This window comes from Tardiphaga sp. 285_C5_N1_2, from assembly GCF_052076065.1.
GTDB lineage: Bacteria > Pseudomonadota > Alphaproteobacteria > Rhizobiales > Xanthobacteraceae > Tardiphaga > Tardiphaga robiniae.
Genome location: NZ_CP197241.1, coordinates 3,855,023 through 3,871,864 on the forward strand (window position 1 = coordinate 3,855,023; position 16,842 = coordinate 3,871,864).

Annotated in this window: 15 protein-coding genes; 9 read left to right on the forward strand and 6 right to left on the reverse strand. The window is 61.6% G+C overall.

Annotated features, from left to right (window positions below):
* Nucleotides 1-125: 125 nt before the first annotated feature.
* The gene (locus AB7951_RS18285) at nt 126-308 is read left to right on the forward strand and encodes a hypothetical protein (protein WP_309946426.1); all 183 of its coding nucleotides are present in this window, start codon (nt 126-128) and stop codon (nt 306-308) included.
* A 164-nt stretch (nt 309-472) separates the two neighbouring features.
* Here AB7951_RS18285 and AB7951_RS18290 read toward each other — a convergent pair whose 3' ends face one another.
* A complete protein-coding gene (locus tag AB7951_RS18290) occupies nt 473-2,254 on the reverse strand; it encodes an adenylate/guanylate cyclase domain-containing protein (protein ID WP_246297553.1) in 1,782 nt (593 codons plus the stop codon).
* A gap of 253 nt (nt 2,255-2,507) precedes the next feature.
* On the opposite strand from AB7951_RS18290, the gene cysK reads away from it, so the two are divergent.
* Nucleotides 2,508-3,563, forward strand: coding sequence for a cysteine synthase A (cysK, locus tag AB7951_RS18295; RefSeq protein WP_175366775.1), 1,056 nt, complete (start codon nt 2,508-2,510; stop codon nt 3,561-3,563).
* A 71-nt stretch (nt 3,564-3,634) separates the two neighbouring features.
* On the opposite strand, the gene AB7951_RS18300 is transcribed toward cysK, so the two are convergent.
* The 5 genes from AB7951_RS18300 to AB7951_RS18320 all read right to left on the reverse strand — a co-directional run bounded on the left by AB7951_RS18300 (nt 3,635) and on the right by AB7951_RS18320 (nt 9,290).
* Nucleotides 3,635-3,850 (reverse strand): hypothetical protein, encoded by a 216-nt coding sequence (locus AB7951_RS18300; RefSeq protein WP_175366776.1) that lies wholly within the window; start codon nt 3,848-3,850, stop codon nt 3,635-3,637.
* A gap of 536 nt (nt 3,851-4,386) precedes the next feature.
* Nucleotides 4,387-5,142, reverse strand: a complete 756-nt coding sequence (locus AB7951_RS18305; protein WP_309946428.1) for an IclR family transcriptional regulator — start codon at nt 5,140-5,142, stop codon at nt 4,387-4,389.
* Nucleotides 5,143-5,228: 86 nt separating this feature from the next.
* A complete protein-coding gene (locus AB7951_RS18310) occupies nt 5,229-6,317 on the reverse strand; it encodes an extracellular solute-binding protein (protein ID WP_231077525.1) in 1,089 nt (362 codons plus the stop codon).
* 31 nt (nt 6,318-6,348) lie between these two features.
* Nucleotides 6,349-8,142: an ABC transporter permease subunit gene (locus AB7951_RS18315; protein ID WP_441256006.1), complete on the reverse strand. Its 1,794-nt coding sequence runs from the start codon at nt 8,140-8,142 to the stop codon at nt 6,349-6,351.
* On the reverse strand, nt 8,139-9,290 hold the full coding sequence (locus AB7951_RS18320; protein WP_439068912.1) for an ABC transporter ATP-binding protein: 1,152 nt from the start codon (nt 9,288-9,290) through the stop codon (nt 8,139-8,141). Before AB7951_RS18320 ends, AB7951_RS18315 begins: the two co-directional genes overlap by 4 nt.
* Before the next feature lie 251 nt (nt 9,291-9,541).
* On the opposite strand from AB7951_RS18320, the gene AB7951_RS18325 reads away from it, so the two are divergent.
* The 7 genes from AB7951_RS18325 (at nt 9,542) to AB7951_RS18355 (ending at nt 16,595) form a co-directional block, all read left to right on the forward strand.
* A complete protein-coding gene (locus AB7951_RS18325) occupies nt 9,542-10,348 on the forward strand; it encodes a CoA-transferase (protein WP_441256007.1) in 807 nt (268 codons plus the stop codon).
* Nucleotides 10,348-11,115 (forward strand): CoA-transferase, encoded by a 768-nt coding sequence (locus AB7951_RS18330; RefSeq protein ID WP_441256008.1) that lies wholly within the window; start codon nt 10,348-10,350, stop codon nt 11,113-11,115. Before AB7951_RS18325 ends, AB7951_RS18330 begins: the two co-directional genes overlap by 1 nt.
* A gap of 33 nt (nt 11,116-11,148) precedes the next feature.
* The gene (locus AB7951_RS18335) at nt 11,149-13,461 is read left to right on the forward strand and encodes a molybdopterin-dependent oxidoreductase (RefSeq protein ID WP_441256009.1); all 2,313 of its coding nucleotides are present in this window, start codon (nt 11,149-11,151) and stop codon (nt 13,459-13,461) included.
* A gap of 15 nt (nt 13,462-13,476) precedes the next feature.
* Nucleotides 13,477-14,046: a peroxidase-related enzyme gene (locus AB7951_RS18340; RefSeq protein ID WP_068738357.1), complete on the forward strand. Its 570-nt coding sequence runs from the start codon at nt 13,477-13,479 to the stop codon at nt 14,044-14,046.
* Nucleotides 14,047-14,123: 77 nt separating this feature from the next.
* On the forward strand, nt 14,124-14,810 hold the full coding sequence (locus tag AB7951_RS18345; RefSeq protein ID WP_320447563.1) for an L-fuculose-phosphate aldolase: 687 nt from the start codon (nt 14,124-14,126) through the stop codon (nt 14,808-14,810).
* A gap of 33 nt (nt 14,811-14,843) precedes the next feature.
* Nucleotides 14,844-15,806 (forward strand): PfkB family carbohydrate kinase, encoded by a 963-nt coding sequence (locus tag AB7951_RS18350; protein WP_441256010.1) that lies wholly within the window; start codon nt 14,844-14,846, stop codon nt 15,804-15,806.
* A gap of 42 nt (nt 15,807-15,848) precedes the next feature.
* Nucleotides 15,849-16,595, forward strand: coding sequence for a glucose 1-dehydrogenase (locus AB7951_RS18355; RefSeq protein WP_441256011.1), 747 nt, complete (start codon nt 15,849-15,851; stop codon nt 16,593-16,595).
* Nucleotides 16,596-16,842 lie beyond the last annotated feature (247 nt).

Genomic DNA, 16,842 nt, shown 5'->3' on the forward strand with positions numbered 1-16,842 from the left:
TTTACCACAATCAGGACAATCTTCACTGCGAATCCAGCGCCGCTTACGGTCCGTTAAGCATCAGGGGACAGGCTGGGAACGATCAAAATTGACTCAACTTGTATCAGCAAGTGTGAGGGCAACAGATGACCAGGGTTCAGTACCTCAGAGAACAAGCGATCCGTGCCGAACGGTTGGCAAAGACCATTATGGATGCCGTCACCGTCACGCGACTTGTCGAAGCATCGCACGCATACCGCCAGGAAGCCGATCGCCTTGAGCAACACGAGGCGAGCGATCAGGCGACAACGATGCGGATGCCTCACTAGGGCGTGAACCCATAAACTTGGAGCGGACGGCGGACGTCCGCTTAGGTGCCGATAACGGACTCAGGTCGGACATCGCCTCAGGTCGAAAAGTCCCACAAGCGGAAGTCAACTCATCGAGATGTGCTCGGAAAGGTATCGATGCCGGCCGGCTCTCTCCGGTCGTCCTAGTCAGGCAACCCGAGCTTTCGGAGGTTTTCTGCCATACGGTTCAGAACAGCAGGCGAAAACACCATTGCCTGTTTGAATTTTGAAATCGTCAGATCGGGGTAAGTAAGCATCAACTCCTCGAATGCTTGTTTAGCTTCGCCGACCCGGCCGGCTCCCGACAGGACCGACGCCAAATTGCGATAAATCCAACTAGCGTTTGGCCGTTCTTCGAGGGCGCGCCTATAGAACGCGGCAGCCTTGTCGTATTCTTGCGCTACTTCATGCGCAGAGGCTATTCCTACATAGTTGTTGAAATTCATTGGATCAATCGGGCTCAGGCGCAGAGCGCGCTCGAAATTGTCAATCGCCTTCTGAGGCTGATCGGCATAGTTCTCTAGCCATCCGAGCCTACTCCAGGCCCATGCAGCGTTGGGGTCGAGGCTGACGGCTCGCTCAAGCAGTATACGCGCGGTTCCATGGTTGCGTACAAATGTGTGCACTGCGCCGAGTACCGCCAGAATGATAGGGTCATCGCCACTCATCTCTGCTGCCCGCTCGGCGAGCGATCGCGCCATTGCCTGGCTTCCAACGATGTCGTCCGCCCAGTTATAGACCGAGCGCTGGGCGTGGCACCAACCAGCAAGCGACAAAGCTAGGGGATATTCGGGATCAATCGCGAGCGCCTTTTCGAGAAGTTCAATCGCTTTAGCGCTTTCTTCCTTCTCCAACGCCCAGACATGAGGCATCGCTCTCATAGTATAGTCATAGCTGCTCAGGTCTTGCGGCCGTTTGCGTCGCGACCGCTCAATCTCGGCAATGCGGATGGAAGGCTGTAGAGCGCCTGCCACCTGCTCCGTTATTCGGTCTTCGAGGTCAAAGAACTCGTCGACTGCGCCGTCAAAGCGTGAGCTCCAAACATGTGCCCCTCCCTCGGTTTCGATTAGCTGAACGATAATGCGGAGGCGATTGCCGACTTTCTGCACGCTACCCTCAAGCAAATAGGCAACGCCCAACTCCTTACCGACGTTGCGCGCATTTATCGCGCGGCCCTTATAGGTGAACGCTGAGCTACGGGCGATGACGAAAAAAGAGCGAATGCACGAAAGAGCTGCGGTAATTGCCTCGACGATACCATCAGCAAGGTAATCCTGACCCGCCTCAGCGGACATGTTGTCGAACGGCAGGACGACGATGGACGGCTTGTCAGGTAGCGCTAGATCTCGAACTTGTTTCGCAGACGAATTTGACGGGATCGCAGGGGCGCTCTCGCGGGCAAGCCGTATGAGCCATACGCGCATTGGTTCGGCAATATTCTTTAAAGTCTGCTCGCCGATGTCGTCGAAGGCGACGTCGAGCTTGCCGCGAATTTGCCTGTGTGCATCATCGGAGATGCAGATGCCGCCTGGCTCGGCAATTCCCTCAAGACGGGCTGCGATGTTGACACCATCGCCGAAAATATCGTTGTCGTCGATGATGATGTCCCCAACGTGTATGCCGATGCGAAATTCAATCCTGAGTTCTGGCGGAACGGCGGCGTTTTGTTGAGCCATCTCTTGCTGGATTTCCACCGAACAGCGCGCTGCATCGACAGCACTGGCGAATTCGACCAGCATGCCATCGCCAGTGGTCTTGACGATGCGACCGCAGTGCGTGGCGATCCTGGGATCGACAAGCGTCTTTCGAAACGCCTTTAGCTCCGCAAGCGTGCGCTCCTCGGCATGACCCATCAACCGGCTATAGCCGGCGACATCCGCCGCCAGCACAGCCGCCAGTCGCCGTTCCACGCGCTCGCCGGGCAAAAAACGCTCCCTGGCTCGGTGAAAAACTATCTGCCTCTACCAAAGCATAGGCGGTGGCTGTTCCGCTAGGTACAATGTTCAAAACAGGTCCATTTGCCGCGCTACGATCAATCAGGACGGGCGGTGAAGTCGGGTACGCCCTGAAAGCTAACTCTTGCGCGCCCAATGATTGTCCCCAATAACCGAGGGCAGCTTCGACGCAATGCATGGCAATTGGAGCCGTCGCAAACAACGCAATGTCGGGAAATGCATCATGGGACGGAAATATCAAAGTATCGTCGAAACGATCGGTAATACGCCGGTAGTGCGGATCAATCGTCTGGCGCCGGAAGGCGTGAATCTCTTCGTAAAAATTGAAGCCTTCAACCCGCTTAGTTCAGTGAAGGACCGATTGGCTCTCGGAGTAATCGAGGCGGCCGAAAAATCCGGAGAGCTCAAGCCTGGTCAGACGGTCATAGAGGCGACAAGTGGAAATACGGGCATTGGTCTTGCCATGGTCTGCGCCGCCAAGGGATACCCGCTTGTGATCACCATGGCAGAGCCATTTAGCGTCGAGCGGCGTAAGCTCATGCGGTTCCTTGGAGCGAAGGTCATCGTAACTCCCGCGGCTGAGCGCGCCGTAGGCATGATCAACAAGACCATCGAGCTCGCCAGGGCGCATGGCTGGTACATGACTAGGCAGTTTGAGAATGAAGCCAATCCCGATATTCATTCGCGTACGACAGCGCGTGAGATACTCGACGATTTCTCCGGAGAACGGTTGGATTATTGGATCACGGGCTATGGAACGGGCGGAACGTTAAAGGGCGTCGCGCGGGTGCTCGCAGAGGAGCGTCCCGAAACGAAGATAGTGGTTTGCGAGCCAGAGGATGCGCAGTTGTTGGCCAGTGGCACCCCGCAGTCGCGAAACTCAGATGGAACTCCGGCCGCCCCGCATCCGACATTCAAGCCCCATCCGATGCAAGGCTGGACGCCGGATTTCATCCCAAAACTCACCGACGATGCCGTCGCAATGAAGGTCATCGATCGCATCTTAGCGATCTCCGGTCCGGATGCCATTCGCTGCAGCAAGGACCTTGCTACCAAAGAGGGCATCTTTGTGGGTATTACCTCAGGCGCAACCTTTGCGGGCGCGCTCAAGGTTGCAGCCGAGGCAGAGAAAGGGGCAAATATTCTCTGCATGCTTCCCGATACCGGCGAGCGCTATTTGAGCACACCCCTTTTCGCTGATGTGTCGGCAGACATGAACGAGGAAGAGCTTGAGATCTCACGCTCTACGCCGAACGGACAGCTCAAGCCTGGCTCTTGATTTGCAAAGATCGAATAAAAAAACATCCGACGTTATGAGGCCCGGACCGGAACGCGATGCTCTGCGCGCAATCAGTTCGCCCGACAGACGTCTCGTTGCGCTTTGAAAGCAGCAATGAATAACTCGAGGCCGGCCGAGGTTAATCCGCTTTCGGTGATCAGACCGAGCCGCATGAGGTTGACTGTTTCTATCGGACCATCACCATAGGCTGATCCGCCGCCGAACAGCTTGTTCATAATTCGCTGTTCGCGGCGCGTTAGCTCGTTCCAGAGGATCAAATCATTCATCCCAAATGCCTCGCGAGAATCATTGCGTGACGTTGCGAGATTAGCCGATCGCTCGGAGGCGAAATCGTGGCGATTCAGTTGTCGCCATTGAAAGTAGATTCGACGCCAGCGACTTCGAAGCAGGACATGCAAAACGCGTGCAGCGGACACCTTGTTGATCACTGGTGATAGCCGTGGCCGACGATGCTCAGCCAAGGCCACCACGCAATAGCGGCAGTCGATCAACTTTCGCTTTCACAGCGAACGCGACGGTTTGCGAGAGTACTACCAGTTATTTCGCGGCGTCGCGGGTGACGTCCCTGTGCTCGCCGCGCTCCTGCGACCGCGCGCCGGTGCCCAGGAGATCGAAACAGCCCATGTCTGGTGTGGGTCATTCGGGTCGATTTTGGCATGTCCGGATATGTCCGCTTACGGGGTAATCTCGCAAGTACGGTCTTCCGTTTTTTGCCGATTGAAGGCATCGGCTTAGACGTGATTCAGGCGTCCAAACCGAAGCATCGATGCGGTATCACGGACTTCGAATGGGCAGCCATTGTTCACATCGCACGAACATGGCCGAGTGCCAGGCCGATGGCGCGCGCCGCTTCCATCACGTGAACAGCGTATTCCTTGATCTGCTTTCGCTTGACCCGGATGTCCGGGCCAGACATGCCGATGGCTCCGACGAGTTCACCGGAGCGTCCAACGATGGCGCAAGCGCAGGCGGCGATACCTTCCCGCCATTCGCCATGCAGCACTGACGAATAGCCTTGTGCCCGCGCCGCATGGATGTCTTCGCGCAACTCCTCGATGGTCGTTCGCGTCGTATCCGTATAACGCTTGAGATGCGGGCGAAAGTTCTCCAGATATTCGTCCGGCATTTGCGCGAGCATCGCCTTCCCGGTTGCCATGGTGAATGCAGGCGCACGCATGCCGACGCTGGTATGCGCGCGGATATGATGCGCGCTTTCAATCTTGTCTACATAGACAACGTCGGTGCCCTCGAGCACCGACAGATGAACGGTCTCTCCGGTAACTTCGGCCAGCGCCGTCATCGCCGGGCGTGCGATACGGATCAGATCCATGCGCTGAATGACGTGGTTGCCGAGCACCCATAGCTTGGTTGTGAGTTCGTAGGTGCTGTGCGGCGGAATCTGGCGAACGAAGCCCTGCGATTGCAGCGTCGCCAGCAGTCGATGCACATTGCTCTTGGTGAACTTCAGCTCATTGGCGAGATCGGTGACCCCGCGTGGCTGCTCGCTCATCGCGAGCGCCTCGAGGAGCCTCAGTCCCTTGATAAATGCCTTATCCATCCAAGCAGCCGATGTGAGGTAGTTCTCTGTTGCGAACAGACCGGCGGCGCTGGGCCGCCGCCGGTCTCATTGTTGTATGGCGCGATTTACTGGGCAAGCAGTGCGTTCAGCTTTTCCTGCGCATATTCTTCATTGGTCGAATTGCCAGCGGGCGATGGCGCCCCCCAGAAGTCCGGGCTCCATTCAATCGCCTTGGAGACGTTCTCAGGATTGTTCGCCCAATAGCGCGCGACGTTCTTATCCGTCGCAGCATCGAACACGACCTTCGAAGGAAGCGCGACCGGGAACGTGGAGGTCAGCTGGGCGGCGCGCTTGGGGTCGAGACGCCAGGACAGCAGCTTGAGCGCGTTGTCATAGTTCGGCGCGCCCTTCGGGATAGAGAAGAAGTCGTAATAGACGAAGCCCTGATTGAAGGTGAGATCAATCGGAGCGCCTTCCAGCGCCAGTTTGCTCATCGAGCCCGTATAGGCCTGGCACATATCGGCTTCGCCATCGAGGATCAGCTGCGGCGGCTGCGCGGCGGTGGTCCACCATTTGACGATGTGCGGCTTGATCTCCTTGATCTTCTTGAGCGCACGCTCCATGTCGATCGGATACAGCTTGCTCTTGTCGACACCGTCGGCCATCAGCGCCGCCTCGAAGGTGAAGCGCGGCCAGGCTGGCATGCAGCGGCGCCCCGGAAACTTCTTCACGTCCCAGAAGTCGGCCCAGTTCTGCGGTGCCTTATCGCCCTTGAACTTGTCCTTGTTGTAGACGAGGCCGACGCCGATTACCTGCAGCGCGACGCCCTTCTTGCGCTTCAGATTGTCCGGCATCGCCGCCAGGGTCTTCTGCGCGGATTCCGACAGCTTGGAATAGTCGATGTCAGCCAGGCAGCAGTCGCCGAGTAGCTTGGTTTCCTGATCGAAGATGAAGGTCAGATCCCACTGCGCCTTGCCAGCTTCGGCCTGCGCCTTGATGCGCGGACCGCTGCGCGCTTCCTGCACGGTGACGACCTTGATGCCGGTTTCCTTCTCGAACGGATCGTACATCACCTTGCGCAGCGCATCGCCATAGCCGCCGCCCGGATCCTGCATGATGACGACGTTGCTCTGGGCAACGGCCAGACCCGTCCCCATGGCGATGAACGCCGCCGAAGCCAAGGCCGGCAGCCTGAAGCGTTTCATTCCCATCATAGTGTGTTTCCTCCTGTTTGATCGTTTGTCATCAGGTCGCTTTTTGCGACGTTGCGAGCACTGGCCGCGCGAGGAACAGTCCTCCCACGACCAGCAGCACTTCAAGCGTGGACACGACGGCCAGTACCGGATTGAGCCGGTAGTTGATGTCACCCCACAGCATCAACGGAAGCGTCTTCAGCTGCGCGCTCGACAGGAACAGGGTCAGCACCAATTCGTCGAACGAATGCAGGAACGCAAAGAAGGTCGCGGCCGCAAGGCCCGGCGCGATCGCCGGCAGCGTCACCAGCCGCAGCACCGTGAGCGACGACGCGCCATGGACCGAGGCGGCCTGTTCGAGCCGCGAGTCCACGTTCTGCAGCGCAGCAGACAGGATCACCACCACAATCGGCAAACCGCCAATGGCATGGGCCGCCGCAAGGCCGAACACCGAGCCGACCAGATCGAACTTCAAGAACAGCGTGTAGAGCGACAAGCCGAGCACCACCGGCGGCACGATGATCGGGCTGACCAGCAGCAGCATGATCGCGGATTTGCCGCGCACATTACCTCTGACGATGCCGAGCGCCGCGCATGTGCCGAGCCCGACCGCAACGAAGGCCGAGACCGCCGCGATCAGCGCGGATGTCCAGAACGCGCGCATCCAGTTGGTGTCGGAGAAGAACTGCTCGTACCAGCGCAGCGAGAAGCCCGGCGGCGGGAAGGTCAGATAGCTGGCGCTGCTGAACGAGATGATCATGACGACGATGATGGGCAGGATCAGCAGCGCGACCACCATGCCACCCATCAGGCGGACCGTCCATGTGCCGCAACTAGCCGGCAGCATGCCGAACAGCCGAAGCAGCGGCCAACCGATGGCGTCAGCGAACACGCTGCCGAAACTGCGACGTGCGGTGCCGGACGTTGCCGCCGGCGCGGCCTTCCCTGCTGTCGTCTCGGTGAGCTTGCGCCCACCCCAGATGAATTCCAGGCCAAGGAAACGTCCGGCGATGGCGACCACCAGCAGCGTGATCAACAACAACACGACGCCCAGCGCCTGCAGGAAGCCCTCAGACGTCACCGAGTCCGCCTGCTGCGTGATATGCATGGCGAACATCTGGTCGCCCGGGCCGCCGAGCAGCGTCGGCGTGATGAAGAAGCCGATCGCGGCCACGAAAACCAGCAGGAAGCCGGCGCCAATGCCGGGCAGCGTCAGCGGCAGCAAAACCCGCCAGAACACGGCGATAGGCCCGGCACCGCTGGCCAGCGCCGCGCGCGTTAAGCCGGGATCCAGCCGCGACACACTCGAATAGATGGTTAGCACCATCAGCGGCAGCAGCACCGCCGTCATGCCGAGCAGCACGGTGCCGCGGTGAAACAGCAACTGGACCGGCTCGCTCAGGATACCGATCGACACCAGGAACTTGTTGACCGGGCCGTTGCGGCCGAGCAGCACCATCCAGGCATAGGTGCGGATCAGGATCGCGATGAAGTATGGCAGCACGATCGCGGTGGCGATCAGAGCACGGGTGATGCCGCGGGTGCGATGGATCAGCAGCGCGGTGGGATAGCCGAACAGCAGGCACAGGAATGCGACCGTGACCGAGATCTGCATGGTCCGGACCAGCGATTCCCAATAGAGCGGCACCGCAAAGACACGCTGGAAATAGGTCAGCCAGCTTGGCCCGCTGATGCTGATGCGAATGAGATCGACCAGCGGCAGCAGATAGATGAACGACAGGAAAGCGACCGCGGGCAACAGCAGCAGCGCGGGGTTCTTGAGCTTCATGGCCAGGCTGGAACTCGCCTGATGCCTTGGCTCATCGGACAGCGAGATCGTCGTCATGTCAGCACCCAGCAGTCTTCCGGACCCCAGCTCACATGCAGGCGATCGCCGACATCGGGCAGCGGCCGCCTTGCGGTGTCGGTACAGCGGATCAGCAGGGTGTCGCCGCCGTCCATCTGCGCCTCGATGCGCAGGATCTCGCCAAGGAAGATCGCCGACGTCACAGTCACCGGCGTCGAGCTTGCGGTCGGCTCGTTGGCGATCGCGATGCGCTCGGGCCGCACCAGCACGGTGACGCGACCGACATCGATGGCGTCGCGGCTCTCGGCATCGAACACATAGCCAGCGCGGTTCTTCAGCGTCACGGTGGTGCCGCGCTTCTGCATGATCTCGGCTTCAATCAGATTGCTCTCGCCGACAAACGACGCCACAAAACGATTGGACGGGTGACGATAGATGTCGAGCGGGCGGCCGATCTGCACGATCCTGCCGGCATCCAGCACGGCGATGCGATCGCTCATGGTGAGCGCTTCGCCCTGATCATGTGTCACGAACAGGATCGTGCTGCCGATCGTCTGATGCAGATCGCGTATCTCGATCTGGATTGATTCGCGCAGCCGGCGGTCGAGCGCGCTGAGCGGCTCGTCCATCAGCACGACCTTCGGCCGCATCACGATGGCGCGCGCAATGGCGACGCGCTGTTGCTGTCCGCCGGACATTTCCGACGGCGATTTGTTCGCATGATCCGACAGGCGCATGATTTCCAGCGTCTCGGCGACGCGCCGCTCGGTGGTGGCGCGATCGACGCCGGCCATGCGCAGCGGGAACGCGACATTCTGTGTCACCGTCATGTTGGGAAACAGCGCATAGCTCTGGAACACCATGCCGAATCCGCGCTTATGCGTGGGCACGTTGTGCACCGGCCTGCCGTCCACGAGAATCTCGCCGCCGTCGAGGCTCTGGAAACCGGCCAGCAGGTTCAGCAATGTGGTCTTGCCGCTGCCGGACGGGCCGAGCAGCGTGATGAATTCGCCGGGTTCGATATCGAGATTGATACGATTGACGGCATGGAACTGGCCGTATCGTTTCTCGGCATCGCGAACTGCGATGCGCGAACCGATGACCTGACGCTCGCTTGCGCCGCCCGACTGCGACGCCGGAACACCCGCGCCGGAATGTCCCACGCGCAGCGCCAATGGCTCAGCCATCATCAACCTCCCTCGTCGTTCTATATTATGAGACGTTATTCCAATTATTGTTGGCATCACGCATCGTCTTGTCAAGTGAATGCGCGATGCGACGACGCGCCGATCGTCATCGACTTACCGACGGGTTTGCATTTTCCCCTATTGGCAAAGTGCTTCGCGACACAAACGGATTGACAGCCGCGGCGCCGCGCGACTAATTTTATTTAGAACCACGTTCTACAATATAGAACATATAAATCGGGAGGCGAATTGTGGTAAGCGATCTTCGCGCGTTGGCGAAGTATGTGGAGCCGGGAGTCCGGCTGGCGCTGCCGGTGGATTATGCCGGCGTCTCGATGGCGATGACGCGCCCGATCATTGAACGCAACACACGCAATCTCGATCTCGTCTGCGTGCCGACCGGTGGCCTTCAGGTGGACCAACTCGTCGGCGCCGGTCTGGTTCGGTCGGTCGAGACCAGCGCCGTATCGCTCGGCGAAGCCGGCGGCGCGCCGCGCTTCAACGCAGCCGTCAAGGACGGCGCGATCGCATTGAAGGACGCCACCTGCCCCGCTATCCATGCCGGCTTGATGGCCGCGCAGAAGGGCAGCCCGTTCATGCCGATGCGCGGACTGATCGGCAGCGACCTGCTGCACCACCGCAGCGACTGGCGCGTCATCGACAATCCGCTGGCGGATGGCGGCGATCCCATCGTGCTCATCCCCGCGATCAAACCCGATATCACGATCTTCCACGCGCCGATGGCTGACCGTTTCGGCAATGTGTGGATCGGACGACGCCGCGAACTCGCCGCGATGGCTTATGCATCGGCCACCACACTCGTCACTGTCGAGCGCATCGTGGACGACAGCCTGCTCGCCAATGAGATGAGCGCAGCGGGCGTGCTGCCGGCGCTCTATGTCACCGAAGTCGCCGTCGCGCCGAAGGGCGCTTGGCCCTACGGCCTGTGGGGCGAGTATCCGACCGACACGGCCGAGATCCTGCGCTATGCGCGCGCCGCGCGCAGCGCCGAGGGTTTTGCCGACTACATGACGAACGCACAGATGGAACCCGCATGATGAGCGAGGTTCACCCGCGCGAAATCCTGATCTGCACCGTCGCCAAACTGCTCGACGGCGTCCGGCATGTCGCTGTCGGTGCGTCCTCGCCGATCCCCGCGGCCGGCGCCATGCTGCTGCGAGCGCTAAAGCAGCAGGCCGGCGAGAAAGGCCCGCGCATCTCGATCCTCGGATCGGTGGAGCACAATTTCTTCACCAACGGCTCGGCCGAACTGTTCGATTGCGCTGGCCAGGGCCGCATCGATGCCTTCTTCCTCGGAGGCGGCCAGATCGACGGCCGCGGCAATGTCAATCTGGTGGGCACCGGCGACTATCCGCAGACGCCAGTGCGATGGCCCGGCTCGTTCGGATCGGCCTATCTTTATTACGTGGTGCCGCGCGTGATCTTGTTTCGCGAGGAGCACACGCCGCGCGCTCTGGTCGAGAAGGTGGATTTCATCAGCACGCCCGGGGTCAGCGACGATGGCGTTTACCGCAGTGGCGGCCCGATCGCGCTGTTGACCAGCAAGGCGCTGTTCCGCTTCGACAAGACGCGTGCGGGCTTCGACCTGCAGAGCATCCATCCCGGACACGACCTCGCAGGTATCAAGAACGCCACCGGCTTCCAGTTCACCCATGAAAGCCAGCCGGAGCAGACCGCGCTGCCGGATCCGCAGATGCTGGCTTTGCTGCGCGGGCGTGTTTACGACGAGGTCGCAGAAACCTATCCGGACTTCGCCGCCCAGATGCGGCGCGAGATCGAACGGCCGCTGTCCCATGCATCCTGACAGGACCGGCGAGCAACGACACGGAGACGATGCGTGAGTGAGATCAATCGGATCCCGCATTGCAGCCACTGGGGCGCCTATACGATCCTCGTGCAGGACGAACAGATCGTGGGCATCGAGCCGTTCGCCCATGATCCTGCCCCCTCGCCCATCATCCATTCAGTGCCGGAATGGGCCAATCCCGAACGCCGCATTCTGCGTCCGATGGTGCGCTCCGGCTGGCTCGACAAGCGCGAGCACAGCGATCCGCGCAAGCGCGGCGCGGAGAAGTTCGTGCCCGTCAGCTGGGATGAGGCAACCACGCTGGTGGCCGACGAAATCCGCCGCGTCTCCAGCACCCATGGCAATGCGTCGATCTTCGCGGGCTCCTATGGCTGGACCAATTCGGGCCGCCTGCATCATGCGTCGTCATTGCTCAAGCGCATGCTCAATCTGGTCGGCGGCTTCACCCGGCATGTGGATACATATTCCATTGCTGCCGGCCCGGTGATCCTGCGCCATACGCTGGGAAGCTCTGATGCTTGCGACGGCCAGGCCAATACGCTCGACACCATAGCCGCCCACACCGAGACGCTGGTGGTGTTCGGCGCACTATCGCCACGCACCGCGCAGACCGAAGCCGGTGGCATCGGCGCCCACCGCCTCGAATCCTATCTCAGGAAAATCGCCGAGCGCGGCATCCGCATCGTTCACGTCTCGCCGCTGAAGGACGATATGCCGGATTGGGTCGATGCCGAATGGTGGCCGGTCCGCCCGAACACTGATACCGCGCTGATGCTGGGCCTCGCCGGCGAGATCGTGAAGGCAGGCCGGCACGCTCGGGATTTCCTCGATCGCTGCACCAGCGGCGCCGAGCAACTGCTCGGCTATCTCGACGGCTCGTCCGATGGCATTCGCAAGGATGCAGCCTGGGCCGCGGAGATCTGTGGGCTCGATGCCGACGGCATCCGCCAGCTGGCGCGACGCCTCGTCGATACCCGCAGCATGCTTACCGTGAGCTGGAGCCTGCAGCGCGCGCATCATGGCGAGCAGCCGTTCTGGGCAGCGCTCGGCCTCGCCTCCATCATCGGCCAGATCGGGCTGCCGGGCGGCGGTGTCGGCTACGGCTATGCCTCGCTCGGCGGCGTCGGCTCGCCCATCAATCTCGGCAAGTCACCGGCCATCTCGCAACTCACGCGCCCGATCGACAGCTTCATCCCGGTGGCGCGCATCAGCGACATGTTGCTCAATCCCGGCGCGACCTTCACCTATGAGGGCGAGACGCGAACCTATCCGGACACAAGGCTGGTCTACTGGGCCGGCGGCAATCCCTATCATCACCATCAGGATCTCAACCGGCTGTCCGAAGCCTGGACGCGGCCCGAGACCATTATCGTCCAGGATCCGATGTTCACCGCGACGGCACAGCGCGCCGACATCGTGCTACCGGCGACCACATCGATCGAACGCAACGACCTTGCCGGCAACAGGCGCTCCGACTTCATCATTGCGATGAAACAGGCCATCAAGCCGGTCGGAGACTCGCTGCCCGACTTCGAGATTTTCGACCGCATCGCCGGCAAGCTCGGCGTTGCCGACCGCTTCAACGAAGGCCGCGACGAAATCGGCTGGGTCCGTCATCTTTATGAGGCGAGCCGGCAGGACGCCTCCGAGCGGCTCGGCTTCGACATGCCCGACTTCGAAACATTCTGGCACGACGGCTATGCGCGCTGCCCGGTGCGCGCCGACCACACTTTCCTCGCCGATTTCCGCATCGATCCCGAGGCGCATGCGCTCAAGACCGAAAGCGGCAAGATTGTGCTCGGCAGCAAGACCCTTGCCCGGCTCGGTTATGCCGATTGTCCGTCGCATCCGGCCTGGGTTGAGCCGGCGGAATGGCTCGGCAGCGGCAGCGATGCGTCCGACTTGCACATGATCTCGCATCAACCGGCCGGCCGGCTGCACAGCCAGATCGAAACCGGCGTCGCCAGCGTGGCCAACAAGCGCAACGGCCGCGAACAGGCACGGCTGCATCCCGACGACGCCGCGGCGCGCGGCATCAGCGACGGACAGACCATCCGCATCTGGAATGCACGCGGCGCCTGTCTCGCCACTGCTGACGTCACCGACAGCGTGCGCTCCGGCGTGCTGGTGCTGCCGACCGGCGCCTGGTTCACCCCGCGCGCTGAGACTGGTCTCGAAGTCGCCGGCAATCCGAACGTGCTGACGCTCGACATCGGCACCTCGCAATTCGGCCAGGGCTGCTCGGCACATACATGCCTGGTCCGCGCCGAACCCCATATTGCAGATCAACGCGACGCTTTTGAAGAATACCAGGACAGACTGGTTGCACTCGCGACCGCCTGAGAGGAAACAGAAACCATGACCACGCCAGCCATCAGCCGCTTCCCCGTCCCCGAAATCTCCAGCCTGCCGGAGGACATCCGCACGCGCATCCTCGCGGTGCAGGAAAAATCCGGCTTCGTGCCCAACGTGTTCCTGACGCTGGCGCACCGGCCCGACGAATTCCGCGCCTTCTTCGCCTATCATGATGCGCTGATGGACAAGCCAGGCCCAATCACCAAGGCCGAGCGCGAGATGATCGTGGTGGCCACCAGCAATGCCAACCAGTGCCAGTATTGCGTGGTGGCGCATGGCGCCATCCTGCGCATCCGCGCCAAGAACCCGCTGATTGCCGACCAGATCGCGGTGAACTATCGCAAGGCCGACATCACGCCGCGGCAGCGCGCGATGCTCGATTTCGCCATGAAGGTCTCGATGCAGGCTTACGAGGTCGGCGATGCCGATATCGAGGCGCTGAAGCGCCACGACTTCACGGAGGACGACGTCTGGGATATCGCTGCCATCGCCGCCTTCTTCGGCATGTCGAACCGGTTGGCGAATGTCACCAGCATGCGGCCGAACGACGAGTTCTTCGCCATGGGGCGTTGACGCGCCTCGCACCCGATATAACGATCACCCGCAGCGGCCGGTAAGAGCCGCAGCGACGACTTTCGAGGAAACAAGCCATGACGCATCCAAGCGCCGCAGACGTCGCAACCCGACAGGCCATCATCGATGCCTGCCACGAAATGTCGGCTGCCGGTATCAATCAGGGCACGTCCGGCAATATCAGCGTCCGCACCGGGGACGGCATCCTGCTGACGCCGTCCGGTGTTCCCTATGACAGCATGCGGCCGGAAGACATCGTCGCGATGAAATGGGATGGCTCGTGGACGGCGCCGGCTGGCCGCGTGCCCTCGACGGAATGGCGTTTCCACCTCGACATACTCAAGGCCAAGCCCGAAACGAATGCCGTCGTGCACGCGCATCCGATCTTCTGCACGATCATCGCGATCATGAACCGCAGCATTCCCGCGATCCACTACATGATCGCGGCGGCCGGCGGCAACGACATCCCCTGCGCGCCCTATGCGCAATATGGCACCGCGGAACTGTCGCAAGCGGCACTGGAGGCGCTGCGCCATCGCCGCGCCTGCCTGCTCGCCCATCACGGACTGATCGCCATCGGCCCCAATCTGCGCAAGGCGATGTGGCTTGCAGTGGAGGTCGAGGTGCTCGCCAAGCAGTATCACGGCTGCTTGCAACTCGGCACGCCGCCGCTGCTGCCGGATGCCGAGATCGACAGCATCCTGAAGCGATGGGGACAATACGGCCTGCGCGACAGCGACGGCACGCCGAAAACCTCGACCTAACAAACCAGCACCAACAATTGCGAGACTTGCCACATGGCCCATCCCCACGACGTCAGCGTCTGCGGCACCTACATCCTGGACATCCTCGGCGTCCCCATTACTGAAATCCCGGCCGGCGGCGGCCGCGCGCTGATCGATGAGATCCGGCTCACGGTCGCTGGCACCGCGGGCGGCACCGTGGTGCCCTGCGCGCGCCTCGGGCTGAAGGCGCTCGCCGTCGGCGCGGTTGGCGCCGACGAGAAGGCCGACTGGGTGCTGAATGCGATGGAACGCGAGGGCATCGATATTTCGGTGATGGAGCGGATGGCCGGCGTGCCGACCTCCGCCACCATCCTGCCGATCCGTCCGGATGGCTCGCGCCCGGTGCTACATGCGCGCGGCGCCTCCGCGCGCTGGAAGATTTCGCCCGAAGCGCAGAAAGCCGCCTGCCGCAGCAAGGTGCTGCATCTTGGCGGCGTCGGCTCGCTGCTGGCGATGGACGGCGAGCCGACGGTGGCGCTGCTGCGCGATGCCAAGGCGGCCGGCTGCATCACCACCGTCGATCTCATCCAGGCACGCGGCGAGACGCTGGCACTGGTCGAACCGCTGATGCCCTATACGGACTTCTTCATGCCGAGCATCGACGAGACCCACGCGCTGGTCGGCACCGACGATCCCGCGGCCTGCGCGCAGTATTTCATCGGCAAGGGCGCCGGTGCCTGCGCGATCTCGCTCGGCGAACACGGCTCTTTCATCATGACGCGCGACGGGCGGCAGTTCACGGTACCGGCCTTCGAGGTGACGGTGCGCGACACCTCCGGCTGCGGCGATTCTTATACCGGCGGCTTCATCGCCGGCCTGGTCCGCGACTGGGACCTGCTGGACTGCGCAAAACTGGCGACAGCCACGGCCGCCATCGTCGCGACGGGGCTCGGTTCCGGCGCCAATCTCGTGTCCTTCGAGGAGACGGTCAAGGCGATGAACACGCTGCCCGTCCGCGGCGCCGCCCGCGTTTAAGTCGCTTCGCGTTACGCTTTTCTGAACAACAGGATCGATTTCATGACCAGACATGCCATCGTTACCGGCGCCAGCCGCGGAATCGGACGCGCCATCGCCCTTGGCCTCGCCAAGCGCGGCTACAATCTCGCTCTGACTGACATCGCAGCGCAGGAGAGCACGCTGCTGGAGACCGTCACGGATGTGAAGAAGCTCGGAACCACGTGCATTCCGGTGTTGGCAGATGTCAGCAAGCTCGAGGATTGCCAGCGCTCGGTTGCGGAAGCGGTCGCGGGTCTCGGCCATGTCGATGTTCTCGTCAACAATGCCGGCATCCTGCGTCTCGCGAGCATCGAAGACACCACGCCCGAACACTGGGACCAGACCTTCGCCGTGAACGTCCGCGGCGTGTTCCAGATGACCCAGGCGATGGTCGTCCACATGAAGGAGCGCAAATATGGGCGCATCGTCAACATCGCCTCGTTGGCTGCACGCACCGGCGGCCCCGGCCAGTCGCATTATGCCGCGTCGAAATCCGCTGTGGTGGGCTTCACGCGGGTCTCGTCGATGGAATTCGGTGGCCATGGCATCACGGTGAATGCCGTATGCCCCGGCATCATCCTCACCGAGATGGGCCGCAACAACCTGCGCGATCCGGAGCGGGTCACCTATTTCGAGAAGATCACCGACCTGCATCGGCTCGGCGAGCCGGAAGACGTCGTCGGCCCAGTCGCATTCTTCGCCTCCGACGATTCCGCCTTCGTGACGGGCCAGGCACTCAACGTGGATGGCGGTATCTTCTACAGCTAATCGACCTCAATCCGAGATCGACGCCCGGCAACGAACGCACGACCCTGCCGGACTTCGCGGACGTGCGTATCCGGGACCGCGCAATGATACGGCGGCCCCTGCTCCATACTCACAAACGATAACGCAGCGCTTCGACCAGACGCGTGAAGGCGGCGGTCGAACGTCGAAGCGATCCTGGACGCGCCTATCTGGACGTTAGGCTTGGAATTTTGGCGCGGTCAGAATGAGGTGACGCCTGGGCCGGCAG

What these genes read in the sequence shown, in the direction of transcription:
- AB7951_RS18310 (WP_231077525.1), bottom strand. Translation starts at nt 6,317, where the DNA reads ATGATGGGAATGAAACGCTTCAGGCTGCCGGCCTTGGCTTCGGCGGCG.
- AB7951_RS18285 (WP_309946426.1), top strand. Translation starts at nt 126, where the DNA reads ATGACCAGGGTTCAGTACCTCAGAGAACAAGCGATCCGTGCCGAACGG.
- AB7951_RS18330 (WP_441256008.1), top strand. Translation starts at nt 10,348, where the DNA reads ATGAGCGAGGTTCACCCGCGCGAAATCCTGATCTGCACCGTCGCCAAA.
- AB7951_RS18300 (WP_175366776.1), bottom strand. Translation starts at nt 3,850, where the DNA reads ATGAATGATTTGATCCTCTGGAACGAGCTAACGCGCCGCGAACAGCGA.
- AB7951_RS18305 (WP_309946428.1), bottom strand. Translation starts at nt 5,142, where the DNA reads ATGGATAAGGCATTTATCAAGGGACTGAGGCTCCTCGAGGCGCTCGCG.
- AB7951_RS18350 (WP_441256010.1), top strand. Translation starts at nt 14,844, where the DNA reads ATGGCCCATCCCCACGACGTCAGCGTCTGCGGCACCTACATCCTGGAC.
- AB7951_RS18345 (WP_320447563.1), top strand. Translation starts at nt 14,124, where the DNA reads ATGACGCATCCAAGCGCCGCAGACGTCGCAACCCGACAGGCCATCATC.
- AB7951_RS18320 (WP_439068912.1), bottom strand. Translation starts at nt 9,290, where the DNA reads ATGGCTGAGCCATTGGCGCTGCGCGTGGGACATTCCGGCGCGGGTGTT.
- cysK (WP_175366775.1), top strand. Translation starts at nt 2,508, where the DNA reads ATGGGACGGAAATATCAAAGTATCGTCGAAACGATCGGTAATACGCCG.
- AB7951_RS18340 (WP_068738357.1), top strand. Translation starts at nt 13,477, where the DNA reads ATGACCACGCCAGCCATCAGCCGCTTCCCCGTCCCCGAAATCTCCAGC.
- AB7951_RS18315 (WP_441256006.1), bottom strand. Translation starts at nt 8,142, where the DNA reads ATGACGACGATCTCGCTGTCCGATGAGCCAAGGCATCAGGCGAGTTCC.
- AB7951_RS18355 (WP_441256011.1), top strand. Translation starts at nt 15,849, where the DNA reads ATGACCAGACATGCCATCGTTACCGGCGCCAGCCGCGGAATCGGACGC.